This window comes from Solidesulfovibrio aerotolerans (assembly GCF_009856865.1).
Taxonomy (GTDB): Bacteria; Desulfobacterota; Desulfovibrionia; order Desulfovibrionales; family Desulfovibrionaceae; genus Solidesulfovibrio; species Solidesulfovibrio aerotolerans.
This window is the reverse complement of sequence record NZ_WVUD01000028.1, coordinates 1-14,845: the sequence shown is the minus strand read 5'-3', so window position 1 is coordinate 14,845 and position 14,845 is coordinate 1. Positions and strand designations below refer to the sequence as shown.

Genomic DNA, 14,845 nt, shown 5'->3' with positions numbered 1-14,845 from the left:
TACGCGGCAAAGGGAGCGGAGGTGCTTTCATGAAGGTTTTCCTGAGCCAGCCGCTGGCGGCGTATGTGTTACAAGCGCCGTGTATGCCGGATCTTGGGCTGGGCCATATCGCGTCGGCGCTCTCGGGGCGGCATGACGCGCGCGTCTGGGATTGGAACAGGCGCGAGGGGGAAGGGGCGTTCACGGCGATGCTGCGGGATTTTTCGCCGGACGTTTGCGGGCTTAAGGTCTTCACCAAGGATGTCGCGGCGGCCCGCAAAACCATTGCGCTGATTCGCCGGATTCTGCCCGAAACGGTTGTCATCCTGGGCGGGCCGCATCCTTCCTGCTCTCGGCCGGACGAGCTCATGTCGCAGTTTCCAGAATGCGACTACGCCTTTCGCGGGGAGGTGGAGCATGTCCTGTCTGATTTTCTGGATGCGCTGCCGGACGGCGCACGTTCCGGCGCGCCGGGATTGATCTGGCGCGAGGGCGGGGGCGTGCGGTGCAACGAGCCGACTTTTATAAAGGACCTGGACGCCTTGCCCGATCCGGCCTGGGCGTTGATCGACCCGCGCGCGTATGCCCCGGCCGGGCCGGGACGCGCAACCGGCTGGCGGGCGGCGGCCCCAATCGTCACGACCCGGGGCTGCCCGGGGCGTTGCACCTTTTGCAGCGCCTACCGCGTCAACGGCCGCATTATCCGCCGCCGAAGCCCCGGCCGGGTGGTTGATGAGATGGAGCGTCTGGCCAAGGAGTATGCGGTCACCCTCTTCCACGTCATGGACAACTGTTTTACCTCCGACGCCAGGCACCTCGAGGCGTTTTGCCAGGAGATCATGCGTCGCGGCCTCAAGATCGAATGGGACTGCAACAGCTTCGAGCGCCTGGATAATCTGGATGCGGCCCATCTCGCCTTGATGCGAAGCGCCGGGTGCGTCCGCCTGCACATGGGCGTGGAAAGCGCGGCCGCCGAAACCCGGCGCATGATCAACAAAAAAGCCGATTTCCTGGACTATGAACGCGTGATGCGGGAAGCCCGGCGCGCAGGCATGGGTGCCACCGGCTGGTTCATTCTCGGATTCCCGGGGGAGAGCCGGGCCGCCATGCGGGAAACCGTTCGCCGGGCCTATGCCCTGCCGGCAGATCAGTTGACCTTCACCCCGTGCTTCCCGCTGCCCGGCTCCGAGGTCTACGCGCAATGGGCCGGGCACCACCAACTGGAGCAGGTCGATTGGGCGTCCTACGACGTGGCCCGGTCGCCGTATCCCGTGAGCGAATTGCCTTCCCGGGAATTGCTCTGGCTGACCCGGCGCGCCCGCCTGGGCTTGAAAGTGCGGCGGCGCAGCAGGGCGTTGGGTGCCTTGTGGGCGCGCTGGGTCGTCTGATCCGGCGTCTGCGCCCGGGCGAAAGCAGGCCCCGTAAAAGCGAGCGCGGACAATCGCTGCGTGGCGTCTGAGAAAAAGTGTCCACCTTTGTCGATTGCGTCCCAATCCTTGGCGCGCCACTCCCTTGTGTTGACTGTCACCGCAAGCCATGCGATGTTTTTAAATACGGTTATCGTATCTTCTTTTTTTGCCAGCGATGCGGCGGCATGAACGCTGTGGCTTTGTTTGGAGTCATGCTTCCCACGCTGAGATGTTTGTATGGATATTGTACTGGGCCAGTTTTGAATGGATATTGGTCGGTGAGTGGTAGTTATGTCGCGGAGTTGTGAACTGTATCCAGTCCAACAAACAGTGGAGGGGTTATGCGTTCATTCATTTTTGTTGCATTCTTTATTCTTGCTACGCTGTGTTCCTCAAACGCTCAAGCCTTTGAGTGTGGAAAACTTGATTTCGGAGCGAAATTGAGCGATATCGACGATGGAAACTTCGTATTTTACGGGGAAAAAGAAGGCGTTTCCTACTATAATTATGTTGGGACCTGCCGCCTTCCGGTGCATAAGAAGGCATCGCCCTCCATCGCCTATGCTTTTATCGATGGGAAATATTACGCCAGGATTATTCGCGCTGTCGGCAGGGATAAAAATGAAATCATTTCTGATATGAAGGCAAATTTTTGCACTCCCATTGTTGTGAAAGAAGATGGCGATTCCAGTCTGTATACGTGTGATTTGCCAAACGACATCGAGTTCAAGTTCAAATACAACAACAAGACCGGCGAAGCCAGGACTGCTGCGTACAGCAAGACCTTGCGCAAAACTATAGGGAAAAGCGGCCAGGCCGATCCTGCGGAGTTGCCGGCGAAGTAGCCTTTCGGTGCATGCGTCGTCAGGGCTTCTGTGGTGAGACGGCGGCAGATGGGCATGGAAACATGCCGGGGAGTGTTGCATGCCCCTTTTTCGCATGGTCGCCGCCACGGCAGCGCAGCGACCCGAGGCCGTGGCCCTGTGTTGCGGGCCGCGTCACGTCACCTATGCCCGACTGGTTGCAGACGCCGGCAGGCTGGCCGCCTGGCTCTCAAGCCTCGGCCTTGCCCCGGGCGACCGGCTTGCCGTGCTGCTCCCGAACTCCGTCGAGCTTGTCACGGTCATCCTGGCCGCCTGCCGGGCTGAACTCGTCCTTGTGCCTCTTGCCCAGGACGCGCCGCCGGCCCGGCAGGCTGCGATCATTGCGCAAACTGGGGCCAGGGGCCTTGTTATGGCCGCCGATCTGGGGGCCGCCATCCCGGCCGAGACGCGGGAGCGGCTAGCCGTCACGGTCTGCCTCGGTCGGCCCGAACCGGGAACCGTCGGCTACGACGCCTTTCTCGCCCATGGTTCCACCCTCCCTGCACCCCGAAGCACCGTGCCGGACCCGATCTGTCTGCTCGTTTACACCTCCGGCTCAACCGGCAGGCCCAAGGCCGTCGCCCACACCCAGGAGCGGCTGGCGCGACGGGTGGAAGCCTTTGTCCGCACCCTGGGCGTCACGGCCGAGGATACGACCTTGGCCGTATTTCCTGCAGACCGGCCGGTGGTCCTGGTGTTCCAGGTGCTGGCCATGCTGCGCCAGGGCGGAACCGTCGTGCTGGCCGAGCAGCCTGCCCCGGCCGCGTTCTGGCATCTCTATGGGGAGGTTCGCCCCGGGTATTGCCTTGTGATGCCCAGTTACGCCCGAAAGCTCTTTGCCGATCCGGGAGCCGCCATGGTTGACCATTCGCGGCTGCGGTTTTGGCTCAGCGGCGGCGACACACCGGGACAAGCTCTCTACGAAGCGGCCCGGCGAATCACCGGGCGGCCATATTGCAACCTGTATGGCCTGACCGAAACAGGCCTTGTGGCCGTGGTCGCGCCAAGCGAAACGGACAAGCCCGGCTGTGTGGGCAGGCCCGTCGGCGATGTGATCATGCGGCTTGTGGACGACACCGGGCGCGACGTTGCCGAGGGCAGTCCCGGACGCCTCCTCGTCACCTCGGCGAACATGATGGCCGGTTATTTCAACGACACCATGGCCACGCATCGGGCCATCGGAACCGGCTGGTACGATACGGGCGATTGCGTGCGCCGCGACGCCGAGGGCAACTACTGGTTTCTGGGGCGCAGCGTAGACGTCATCGTGCGCCATGCCGTCCAGGTGGCCGCCGCCCTGGTGGCCGACGTCCTGGCCGGGTATCCGGGCCTGGCCGAGGCCGTGGTGGTGGGGGTGCCCGATGCCGAGGCCGGGCAGGTTCCTGTGGCCTTTTATCGAACGACCGGCCCCGATCCCGGGGCCGAAGCACTGCTCCGGTACCTCGCCGACAGGGTGGATGCCCTGTCGGTGCCCGTGGCTTGCCTGCCCATCGCGCAGTGGCCGGTGACGCCCCGGGGCAAGACCGACCGGCCCAAGCTGACGGCGTTGGCTGTGGCATACCTTGGTCGGGTGCGCGGGGAGGGGTGAGCCGGGGCCGGCCAAGGTATGCTCTCGCGTTTTATGCAGAGAGACTGTCGCCGCGTCCTCAAAGATCTTGAGCGTCCTCGGGCAGGAGCCCTGAGGCGGGCTCGGGCAGCCAGCGCGAGGCAATCAGATTGCCGAGGGTGACCAGGAAGGCGACTGCGGCAGCGGCGTAGGCGACCCGGGCGGGATGGGCGGCGGCGACGGGCAGGACGGCGGCGAGCCATTGGGTCAGGGCGGCGAAGCACGATCCGAGCATGCGTCCGCCGACATTGGCCGCGAAGCTTTCCCCTGTGCCCCGCAAGTGCAGTGGATAGACACGGGGGAGGTAATTCCCCCAGAAGCTGAACTGGCCGATAATAAAAAATCCTGCCAGAAACAGACCGCTTTCAAAGGCGGGCAGGCTTGTGGTCCCGGCCCAGGCGAAGGTCAACGGCAAAATAACCGTCGCCGGAATCAGGAAAAACCGCAGCAGCCTCCTGCGGCTGACGATCCATACCGCCAGCACTGCCAGGGCGCACCGACCGCTCAGTCCCCCTATCTCCTGAAATGTGGTCACGCGCGCCGCGACTCCCTGTTCCACCGGGCCGGCGATGCGGCGCATTTCGGCGCGTATCTTTTGCGCGATTTCCCCCTCGGGGTATCCCGCTTCCATCCACTGGGCACGAAGCGACGCCTGTTTTTCAGCGCAAAGGCGTTCACCCTGGGCTTGGGCCACAGCGGCCTGGGTCTCGGGCAGCCCAGGCGCGATCTGTGGGGCTTGCAGCAAGGCTCCAAAGGCGGCGGCGAAACTCAGCGTGAACATGGCGGTGACTATGCAGGTGGTGCGCCAAAGCTTCGGGGAGAACAGGGCGGCTACGCTCGGTCGGCCAAGGCGGCCGGTGCGGCGTTTTTCCAGCCAGGGCGGGGATTCCGGCAGAAAAGGCCGCACCACAAGAAGCGGCAGGGCAGGAAGCAGGCCGGACATGAGCGTATAGCGCCAATCGGCGTGAGGATTGTCAATGTGTCCGAGAAACGACACAAAATCCGGGAGGCCGATTGGCGGCAAGGCCATCGGCGGTACGGTGAACCAGCCCAAGATCTCCATGGGGCGCCCGCCCGCCCAGGCGGAGGCAACGCCTCCTGCCAGGGCCACCAGGAGTCCCCCGACGGAGGAAAACGCTTGGGTGGTTCCAAGGACGGCCTCGCGTCGCCGCGGTTCGGGGAAAAATTCCGCCAGCCAGGCAACAGCGGCCACGAATTCCACGCATACGCCGATAAAAACGAGGCAACGCAGGACAAGCAGCATGGTCAAGGTCGTCGCGAACCCTGTCAGGAACGAGGAGATCGCATACAGCAGGATGCTTGCCGTCAGTATGCGTTGCCTGCCAAAGCGGTCGGCGAGGTAGCCGCCAAGAAGCCCGAAGGCACCGCCGGCTATGGCAGGGATGTAAAACAGCATTCCGAACCAGAACGTGAAGTCAGGCGAGCCGGGACGGATGCCGCCCAGTTCCATGAGCGCCGGGCGTACGATGAGCGGAAGCATAAGCAGTTCGTAGCTATCAAAGAGAAAGCCCCAGGCGGCAACGGCGCAAACAAGCCACTCCCGGGCCGTCAGCCGGGGTGGTCTATGAGGGTCGCTCATTGACGGGCCGGACACACCCGGCAGCGGCGTGGCGCATTGAACATGAGGCAAGGTAGCAGAGCCTCTGGCCAGCAGCAAGAGATGCAGACGTATTCCGGGGTTTTGCGGATAACGGAGGCGGTTGGACCGAGTCTTTGCAGCCTGCTAAACAGGAAGGCGTATGCCGATCTGATAGTATCGGGCTTCATTAAAAGAAAAGGGGGCAGGCCGAATACGGTCTGTCCCCTTGAAATATATTGGTCGGGGCGAGGTGATTTGAACACCCGGCATCCTGCTCCCAAAAGCGCACTGGCCGGCTGTATCCTTTGAAATGATTTGATATTTCGTGCAGATGGATAAGCCTGGCCGGACAAAATCGATCCTCCCTGGGACATTCCCGATTCTCCAAAAGTTATCCAGATCCGGAGGTTATACGGGCTGGACAATCATATTTCAGCGTTATCCGGTAGGGATTTGGCCATCACTCCAGGGATAGATGGGACACGAGGGACGCATTTTGTGTATCCTCTGCGGAAAATGAATGTGGAAGGGACTGCGCTGAGTGATGAGTGTGTCTGAGGGCGCGATCTCCTGAAGATCAAACTCGGGGTTGGTTCTAAGGGCTCGTTATGAGAGCTCACGCCGAATAAGTACCTGCCTTGTAACTAGGATAAAATCATTTGTATAATATGCGCTTAATAATTTATTTTCTGTCGGTTGATATGTTTTTTTCAGATACAATGCCAAATTTATGTCCATTTTGTTTGATGATGAAGGCGTCGTGAGCGGTCCCTTGCTTCTGCAAGGTGCTATTTTTTGTAGAATAATCGTATGAAATCTTAATTTCATAGGTGTTATTCTGCTGATTGAAGTCGATTGACATGGAAATTATACTGCTATTGCGTATTGGCCAGCGGTTTGTATAATAATCTAGACTTTTTTTAATGATAGATTTGTTTGCCTTGCCTACGTTGAAGAAGTCCACTTGGTCCGCATAAAAATCCAGGGCTCTGTCCGAGCCGTTGAGGGCTCGGGCCTGGAAAAAGTCCTCCATGAACCGCCGAATCTCTTCGTGCCGTGCGACGGAGGTCCTCGCCGTATCGGACTGCGGTGCGGCAAGCTGTACGTCCTTGGACGCAGGCGCAGTAATTGAGCCATCGTCACCCAGAAAGACGAATGCACCCCAGAAAAAGGGATTGGCATGACCATACTGTTTACGAGTCGCTTCCATCATATCCAGAGTGGCCTGACGTAAGGCGACAGCAGGATTTACGGCATCGGTCCGCAGCCGGGTATAGAAATTGGTCATTAAGTCCTTGGTCTGGGCGTCTGGAACCGGCCACATGCTCATGATCTGGCTCTTTGCCCCGGCCTGCATAAACGCTCGGCGCAGCCCGAACACCCCTTCTCCGGAACGGATTTCGCCGACGCCACTTTCACAGGCTGACAGTACGACCAATTTGGTTCCCTGGAGGTTAAGCCCTAACACCTTCTCCGCAGTCACCAGCCCATCCCCGGCCATGGACTTGTCGGCCGTCAGGGATCCGTTGGCTCCGGCTAAGGCAATGCCCGAACGGACCAGTGGATTTTCGAATATCGTTCCCCTTTCCTTCAGCAATTTCTTTTCAGCAGGGGTCTCGGATGTGGCTCGCGGCATATCTTGGTCCGGGAGGAAAAAGCCGTGAGTGGCCAGATGTAGGATGTTGGGAGCCTTCCGGCTCATCAATAGTTCCTCCACTGCGGCCTTGCCAGTGTAGAATTCCGAATTGTCCGAACCAAGGATCTGCTGAATCGCCTCGATTTCCTGCTTGGTTCCCGGGAGGGGCGAAAAGTGGAGTCCGCGCCGTTCACGGGAGGCCATCATATCAGTCGGTCCGGCCCCGCGCGTAAGTTTGAGATCTTGCAATACGCTCTGCTTTGTTTTTGCGTCCAGATCGAAATCTGGGTTGCCGATGACGAGGTTTTTAGCGCCCTTGTCGCCTTTTCGGCCGAAACGCAGCACATCTCTGCCAGCTGCGAGGTAGGTAAAACTGAAATCTTCGATGAGAAAACGCCCCGCGTCGTCGGAGAGAACTTCGAAGGGCAGGAGGTTCAGCGCGCCATCGGGTGACAAAAAGACTTTTCGCGCCTCTCCCAGAGTCTGGCGCAAAGGGGAGAAAACAAGCTTGTAGAGCGCGTTTGATGCCTTGGTCACGACTTCGGCGGTGTCGGGGTCATCGGGGTGGGCCTCCCTGGGGTGGCTCAGGATGCGCCTGAGTTCTGCCTGGGCCGTTTCAATGCGGGCGGCTTCGCCAAGGTCGACCAGCGTGAGGCCGGCTGGATTGCCAGCCGGCAGGATGAAGGCAAGGTAGTGGGCAGGCGGTTCATTTGGCGCTGTCTTCGTTTTGAGTTCAAAGGACGGGAGGGTGGTCCGGACAAACTCGATCATGACCGATCCCTTGGGCAAAAGGCGGGAGATCACGTCGCTTTGCGCAACAATCTGGTTCAGACCAGCCGATCCAGAGGGACTTTTTTGGGCAATTTCCGCTTCAAGCGCTTGTTTGCGGGCTTCAAGGCTATCGAGGTTTTTTTGATGCTCTTCGTTTGACTGGTCTTGGCTGGGACCGGCGAAGATGGAATAGGAAATATTGGCCCGAACTGTCCGCAATTCATCAAAAATATGAGATATTTTCGGATCTTTTGACGAAAGGATGGCGTTTTGAAACTGCTTTTGTGTTTCAAGAACCAAGCCCTTAAGCCGGAGCCAGATGTCGAAGCATTGGCGAATGGCAGCTTTGTCCGTGGCAAATTTTTGGGCCACGAGGCTAAAAAGTGACTGCATCACCCTTTGCTCCTCCGCAAGAAAAAGAAGTTGCTGCCTCTCCGTCGTGAAACCCATGACCCGATCGATGAAGGCATCAGTGATGCGTTGGGAGCGAAGCAGCAGATCGAGGGCAGTCTTGTAATCTCCGCGCCTAGCGCTGAAATTGGCCAGAATTTGTTGTGCGGAGGCTACAGCGGTTGATGACGTTCCTCGGCCGTGCTGCTGTATTTTGAGGGATTGGTTTAGGTAGCGTTCAGCGCTTTCAGTATCGCCGGCTCGTTCCCGAATGTCAGCAAGATCCGTGTAGACTTCGGCAATGTATTCGTTGTGCTGTGGGTCCAACTGCTTGAGTAAGATAAGTTGCTGCTGAAAAATCATCTCGGCTTGGTCGTCTTGGCCAAGGGCTTTGTGATACGCCGCATAACCCAGTTGCGTGATGATTGTCGCCAGATCGTCGTCACCGAGTATGCGCTTTTTGAGGGCGTAGGCTTTGTCCAGATGTTTCTTGGCCGCTTCGAACTCATTGTTCATGAGTTCGCTCATGGCCAAGTTATGCAGTTCGCCGGCCAAGTTTTGAAGACTCGGGTCGGGGGACTTTTCCTCAATTTCCACGACGCGCTTACGGAATTTGCTGGCTTGTTCGGCGTCGCCAATCTCATCGTAAACCCCGGCCAAGGAGGCAATATATGGGGCTGCCTTCGAGGAGTTTGGACCATAGAGTTCCGAATAGTACTGCAACAAGGTCTTATACAATGGCAGAGACGCATTGGGTTGGCTCGTCATGTCGTACATTCCGGCCAGGAGCTCGACAATATGACTGTACCCCATCAGGTTATCGCCAAAGAATTTTTCGCTGTCCGCCATAGCTAGCTTCAACTTTTCTATGGCTTGCGAGTACTCTCCTTTGTGGACAAGGTCATATGATTCCTTCTCGATACGTATCAACTTGTCCATCTCACTTGGTTTACTTTTATTTAGTTGTGCTAAATTCTCTTGAGCTGATTTGTTGTTAGGATCAAGCCTTACAGCTTGCTGAAAATCTTCTTTGGCCTTATCATTGTTTTGCTGATTTGAATAGAGTACTCCCCGTGTATTGTAATATTTTGAATCATTCGGCCGCAATGAAATAGCAATATCTATATCCTGTTGAGCACTCGTCCAGTCTTTTTTCTCAGAATGGCAAATGCTCCTCTTTCGGTAGGTGTCGGCAATTTCTATTTTATCTGCACTTTTCGAATTTTTTTGTAATTTAATTGATCTTGTATAGTCTGTTATCGCGTCGTCATAGCGTTTCATTGCCTTGTGCATGTCGCCACGTACACTTACGACCTGCGGTGAGTTGGCTGCTGCGAGCATCAAAAGGTCGATATCTGGTATTGCCTTTTCCGGCGTTCCCATCCCGATGTACGCCCTTGCTCTGCTGAGGTAGCCGGTTGGGTTGGTTGGCCTCATTTTGATGCACATTGTAAAATCATCAATTGCCTTAGGGAGAATTTTCGAATTACCGTATACAAAGCCCCGCTCACAGTAGGCATCGCTGGCCTGATAAGGGGAAAGCTTCCCTGATTCGATGCATTTCGTGTAGAGTTGAATTTTCTTATCGGTATTCTTCTCGGCATCCGCCTCGGGGCATGAAGATGCCTGGACGACCCCCGGCAAGAGCCAGCAGCAAAGGACGAATGCCAATTTAGGATATGTACGTAACATGAAGTTCCGCCTGATCGGTAAAGAGTAAAATCGGATACTGTACGGCAATTTTAGCCAATACTGGTTATCCACACGGGTATCCATGCGTGCTGCCAGTCACTATTTGAAAAAATCTCCAGTTCCCGCTTCCATCGCTCGCAGAATCCTGGCTGCGTTGGGATCGGTCCTGGAAGCCTGAGCGGCCTGCTGCATCGCCTCGAATTTCCATCCTGGTTTTGCCTGAAGCCAAGCGATGTACAGCAGGTTCTTGAATTCGGCTGGGAATGCGGCGGTGGCAATCTCACTTGGCAGTCCTGGGCATAGCGATTCCGGTACTACGATGAGGGCGAAGTTGGTCTGCTGCATCTTGTCCGTGACTTCCAGCCGGTATTGGCCGGGAAGGGCGGCTACGCCCGGAAGAACAACCCGTGTCTCATTCAAGCCGGAAAGCTGCGACACTACTGACAGCCTGCCGTCCTCCAAGCGCAAAAGTCGTACGCCGTACGGTTTGTCGCCGCCGTGCCAGGCCACTACCCAGTCCCGCTTCCCGGCCACGATCTGCTGCTCCCCCGGCCCCGTAGCGGCCAGGGTTAGTTCGCCGTCGCCGCGTATAGCAAGCATGGCTGTTGTTGTTTTTTCTTTTCGGGGCAGTCGCTTGGCCAGCCAGTGCAGAAGATTCTCAAGCTGAGTAGGTGGTTCCTGGCCAGCTGTGATGACGCCCTGGATAGCGGCGTTGTCTTTGTTAATCTCAAGCGGCGCGCGTCCGTCGAAAAGGCTGACCTGGACCCGCGTCCCGGGCGCATCTACGACCAAGCGATCGCCGGCATAAAGGAGAAAGCCCATGCCCGGGGTGTATGTTTCGTTTCCCTGAGTGACCTGGACCGCTTTGGCTTGGCCGTCAATGGCGGCGACGACCCCGGCGGGACCGTTCCCGGCGAGCCCCCAGGTTGGCGCGAGATATAAAATAAAGGACACAAGAACGAGGGTGGTCCTGCGGATCATGGCAAACTCCATAGTTTTTTTTCGTATTCTTCGTGTTTCTTCTCGAATTCCTCCGCCATATGGTGGAGCTGGACCGCGATCAGCGGCATAGCGAAGTCCAACCATACGCCGTAACGCAGCACGGCCATGCTGATCGGAACGAGGAGCACAAAGATGAACGCGCAGGACAATAGCATGCCCACGAAGGTCCGAAACAGCATGAAACTGGTAGTCATGACGACGATGAGGATGGCCTCGACGGCAATAGTCGTCCACAAGGACGGCTCATGCACGATACCGTAGAGGAAAAGCGACCGGATCGCGTTAAGGATAATCATGGATCCGGGCATGGTTCCAATCGGTGTCGCATGTGTATCAAAGCTATCAGCGTAGCTGCCGCCCAGAATGACGATTCTGCCTTTAAGGAGGTCACGGAGGCGCTGCCCGCTGCCTGGGTCAAGCAACGTCCGGGCGGGTATGGACAGCAATACAGGTTTCACCGCGTCGTTGACAGAAACCGTAGGAGAGGGCGTGTCGGGTTTTAAGGAATACAGTATCCTGTTTTCCACAGTTTTTTCGAGCAGCGGAAACGTCAAGGCTCCGACGGCGAGAGCCTTGGCTGCGGTTTCCCGGCCGTCATTCGTTACGCACAGTCCCTTAACCTTATCCAACTGGGCGTCAAGAATTCCGTACAAGGTCGATCCAGGAGCCTCACCTGGCGTAAGCAGGGCGTAGGTGAGCAGTTGGGCCGAGGGCAAAGCCTGTGGCCCCTTCGCCGTGGTGGAACATTCGACGAGACGCCAGTAACGGATGAGTTGATCCTCATCCACGGCAAACATAGGCGACGCCCAATACAGGTTTGGAGTCTGGGAGACGACGGAGTCGAGGAAGCTTTCGCGAAACTGCGGCAAATCGGTATTGCCCCAGCCCGATCTGCGCATAGACTTAACGAGAATAACTGGCGGTCTGGCTCCCGCTGCTGCTGTTAGCGGTTCCGCCAGATACTTGCTCAGCGCAGCGTCTTGGCGCGGATCGGGACTTGGTCGTGTGAGGTCGATGTCCACAATGACGAGCCCAGCCCCACCCTCTACTATGTTGCTGAGCAGTTCAGCGACTTTGTCCCTAGGCGTGAACAGGGGCTCCCCCCACTCCTGGAAGAGTGACTCGTCAATGTTCACGAAGGTATACAATTTTTTTGCGCTGTCGGCAGTGACGCCTGCGCCGTAGTTCGTTCCGGCGTTTATGGTCATGGTCCAGTCCAAGGCCCATCGGAGATTGTTGCGCAGGAAGCCGGCAGCATGAAGGCCATGCAGGAGAATAGCGATGAACAGTCCTATCGTGAGATTTTTGAGGATAAGTTTTGGAAAATTTTTCAGCTTATTCCATCGATTTTTGATCGATTTCGGGACGAATCGCCCGAGATACCGACACGCCAAGTGGTACCAGAAATGTAACAGGCACCACTTCTCAATTTGGTCAACCCAAGACTGAATTACGGCGAGGCTGAAAATTGTATTGAATCGAAAACCCATTTCACAGCCTCTTCAGTGTGTGCCGGCATCATTCGCCTGTGCTGCGCCAGAACCAAAACCCGCGCTAGTTTTTCCTATAACCTGAGAGAATTCCTTGCTCCGATCGATGTGGCGCAGCAGTGCTGCGAGGGAGGATTGCCCCATCGACGCGGTAAGCGGCATGTTCAGTAGACTGTAGAAAATTGGATAGGCCTGTAGCACATGACTTTCTCGACAACACCGGCCCACAAGGGCTTAAATAGAGAGCGGTTGTCTTCATTGAGGACTTTTTTCATGACATCGTGACACCGCTCGTCTGGACCACCTTCCATGAGACAATAAAATGTCCGCATGATGGCGTCATAGGCATTGGAATGCTTAAGAGAGAATGGATCTTGGTTTGGCAGTGAGGCAGTGTCGGTAAAACTATCTTCCATCTTTTTATATTCAGTGGCGAGTTCTCCCTCGTTATTAACCCTCCACGCGTTGTTCTCAAAAATAGCATATCGAGGCAGCCAGGGCGCGTAGGCCGGAGCGAAAGAAACTGAATTGTCCTTGTTGCTGGCATTGAAATGCAATAGTCGGTGATCAAAGAGTCGCAGACGCCCATGTTCCTGGACGAAAGGTCGATCTGACATCCTTTCTTGGAAAAATATCGTATGCACAAGGCTGTCTCCGTTCTTCACAAAGACTTGATATCCCCAGCAACACCAGACACCACCGTTCCATTGTGTCACAATTAAAGTTGTCATCCCTGGTGCTGGAAAATTAACTTCAACGTCGGCATCTTCGACTCCTCCTGAAATGAGGTCATCGTCGACTATAGTCTTTCCCTTGTACATAGCCTTCAAAGTGTTTTGCATTCCAATCGGTTCGTCTGTTTTTTCTGACGCTAGCGTGAGGCCATAAAATACGAGTTTGTTGTTGCTTAGATATATGTCACTGTTCTTATTGTTTTTTATATAGTCTTTTATGTTCATGCAATGCGTAGATTTTACTGAAAACAAGTAGCAAAATATTAAAAAAAGTGCACATATAAAAATAAACTTTGAGCCAACGTTGCTTGGTAAACACTGTATTCTGGTTTGTGTCGATGTAATTATCTTTTTTTTGTCGCCACTAAGATGCCGTGGCGGAGGGCTAATTAGGTTTTTGACAAAAAAAATAGCAAAACATTGGTAGGTTGAAAAAATAAACTGCATCGAAATTTACCCTCTCTCCAGTGCGAATAATTGAAGTCTTTCCCAGGAGTCCGGCGGGTCGCCTAGAAATTTATCATATGCAGAATTATTTTGCCTTATTTATAAGAAATTGTCTATATAATACCTTGGCCGTATGATTACTGAAACTCTGATAAAAAAGTGCATGGTTAATGACCGAATTTTTCTAGCCATCAGTGAGATGGGTTGATTTGTTCTTGCTTGCTTCTGAGTGTGGGAGTGGGATTGCTAACTCGGGTTGGTGTGATGGGACTCCACACCAGCATCCTGCCAAACAGAACGGTGCAACCTGATCTGCTGTTTTCGAGAATTCAGTATTATTTCATCATATTGAGACCGTTGCACAATTTCCTTAGGTCGGTGGGTTGGCCTTTTTTCAAGCTCAAAAACGGGTTTTCCGCCATCAATTGGGCGCACACAGTGACGCTTTCTCTGCCGAAGGCGGCTGACACCGCCTTTCAGGCGCACCTGTCCTTAGCTTCCCGCCATGAGGACTGCTTTTTTCAGGTTGAAGGCCATGGCATTGAGCAGAAATTCCAACTCGACCTTGGGGATTCCCATGTAGCGCGTCCTGAAGAATCCATATCCCCGTTTGAGCGTGCCGAAGGCACGTTCCACCTTTGCCCGGACACTGCTGATGAGACGGTTTGCCGCTTTCTCGTCGGCGCTGAGCGCTCGGTTGCGGGCGGCCTTGTGCATGATGCCGTCCGCAAGCCCTCGGGCCTGGAGCACATGCCGGTTCAACTGGCTGCTGTACCCCTTGTCCGCATAGATGCAACCTCCTGGCACAGGGTCGATTTCGTCTAGAAGGTCTATAAATTCCTGCGTTGGAGGCGCTTGAGCACATTTTTCTCGAGCAGGCTTTGCCGAAACCGTCAAATGGTTGAGGAATCGGGGACTTCGTCGTGATCGAGGGAAAGGCCCACAAAACGGACAAAGGACAGGCGGTCGTACAAAGATTCTTCCGCAGCCACGTCACTGAGGTTGTACCAGCGCTGCAGCAGGAGAATTTTAAACATGGGCAGAGGCGGGTACGCAGGATTGCCAACGGCGTTGACAACCCATTGGAGCTTCTTGCGAAGTAATAATAACGAGTAAACCCCCGGCTCTGCCGGGGGACTCACAAAGTTTGACAGTTCCGGGAATCGGAAGCCTCCATCGCTTGAACCGCTCAAAGTTCAAACAGACGGAGGCTTCCTGTGAACGAC

General features: G+C 55.8%; 9 protein-coding genes and 1 pseudogene. 3 read left to right on the top strand and 7 right to left on the bottom strand.

Features of this window, described 5'->3' with window-relative positions:
* Positions 1–29 precede the first annotated feature (29 nt).
* The 3 genes from GTA51_RS14115 to GTA51_RS14105 all read left to right on the top strand — a co-directional run bounded on the left by GTA51_RS14115 (position 30) and on the right by GTA51_RS14105 (position 3,839).
* A complete protein-coding gene (locus tag GTA51_RS14115; RefSeq protein ID WP_160962126.1) occupies positions 30–1,367 on the top strand; it encodes a B12-binding domain-containing radical SAM protein in 1,338 nt (445 codons plus the stop codon).
* Positions 1,368–1,729: 362 nt separating this feature from the next.
* Complete coding sequence (locus GTA51_RS14110; RefSeq protein ID WP_160962124.1) at positions 1,730–2,233, top strand: hypothetical protein; 504 nt, start codon at positions 1,730–1,732, stop codon at positions 2,231–2,233.
* Positions 2,234–2,312: 79 nt separating this feature from the next.
* Positions 2,313–3,839 (top strand): class I adenylate-forming enzyme family protein, encoded by a 1,527-nt coding sequence (locus tag GTA51_RS14105; protein WP_160962122.1) that lies wholly within the window; start codon positions 2,313–2,315, stop codon positions 3,837–3,839.
* 58 nt (positions 3,840–3,897) lie between these two features.
* Here the strand turns inward: GTA51_RS14105 and GTA51_RS14100 are convergent, their stop codons facing one another.
* From GTA51_RS14100 to GTA51_RS21275, 7 genes and pseudogenes are all read right to left on the bottom strand, one after another.
* Complete coding sequence (locus tag GTA51_RS14100; protein ID WP_246198146.1) at positions 3,898–5,328, bottom strand: MFS transporter; 1,431 nt, start codon at positions 5,326–5,328, stop codon at positions 3,898–3,900.
* A gap of 811 nt (positions 5,329–6,139) precedes the next feature.
* Positions 6,140–9,946 (bottom strand): CHAT domain-containing protein, encoded by a 3,807-nt coding sequence (locus GTA51_RS14095; protein ID WP_160962118.1) that lies wholly within the window; start codon positions 9,944–9,946, stop codon positions 6,140–6,142.
* A 99-nt stretch (positions 9,947–10,045) separates the two neighbouring features.
* A complete protein-coding gene (locus tag GTA51_RS14090) occupies positions 10,046–10,927 on the bottom strand; it encodes a FecR family protein (protein ID WP_160962116.1) in 882 nt (293 codons plus the stop codon).
* Positions 10,924–12,438 (bottom strand): CHASE2 domain-containing protein, encoded by a 1,515-nt coding sequence (locus tag GTA51_RS14085; RefSeq protein ID WP_160962114.1) that lies wholly within the window; start codon positions 12,436–12,438, stop codon positions 10,924–10,926. The genes GTA51_RS14090 and GTA51_RS14085 overlap by 4 nt, the downstream gene beginning before the upstream one ends.
* A gap of 164 nt (positions 12,439–12,602) precedes the next feature.
* The gene (locus tag GTA51_RS14080) at positions 12,603–13,397 is read right to left on the bottom strand and encodes a hypothetical protein (protein ID WP_160962112.1); all 795 of its coding nucleotides are present in this window, start codon (positions 13,395–13,397) and stop codon (positions 12,603–12,605) included.
* A 714-nt stretch (positions 13,398–14,111) separates the two neighbouring features.
* Positions 14,112–14,426, bottom strand: coding sequence for a transposase (locus GTA51_RS21505; RefSeq protein WP_369334278.1), 315 nt, complete (start codon positions 14,424–14,426; stop codon positions 14,112–14,114).
* Between the two features lie 89 nt (positions 14,427–14,515).
* Positions 14,516–14,761, bottom strand: a pseudogene (locus GTA51_RS21275) (transposase); the annotation flags it as partial.
* Positions 14,762–14,845 lie beyond the last annotated feature (84 nt).

What these genes read in the sequence shown, in the direction of transcription:
- GTA51_RS14090 (WP_160962116.1), bottom strand. Translation starts at nt 10,927, where the DNA reads ATGATCCGCAGGACCACCCTCGTTCTTGTGTCCTTTATTTTATATCTC.
- GTA51_RS14095 (WP_160962118.1), bottom strand. Translation starts at nt 9,946, where the DNA reads ATGTTACGTACATATCCTAAATTGGCATTCGTCCTTTGCTGCTGGCTC.
- GTA51_RS14105 (WP_160962122.1), top strand. Translation starts at nt 2,313, where the DNA reads ATGCCCCTTTTTCGCATGGTCGCCGCCACGGCAGCGCAGCGACCCGAG.
- GTA51_RS14100 (WP_246198146.1), bottom strand. Translation starts at nt 5,328, where the DNA reads ATGGAACTGGGCGGCATCCGTCCCGGCTCGCCTGACTTCACGTTCTGG.
- GTA51_RS14115 (WP_160962126.1), top strand. Translation starts at nt 30, where the DNA reads ATGAAGGTTTTCCTGAGCCAGCCGCTGGCGGCGTATGTGTTACAAGCG.
- GTA51_RS14110 (WP_160962124.1), top strand. Translation starts at nt 1,730, where the DNA reads ATGCGTTCATTCATTTTTGTTGCATTCTTTATTCTTGCTACGCTGTGT.
- GTA51_RS14085 (WP_160962114.1), bottom strand. Translation starts at nt 12,438, where the DNA reads ATGGGTTTTCGATTCAATACAATTTTCAGCCTCGCCGTAATTCAGTCT.
- GTA51_RS14080 (WP_160962112.1), bottom strand. Translation starts at nt 13,397, where the DNA reads ATGAACATAAAAGACTATATAAAAAACAATAAGAACAGTGACATATAT.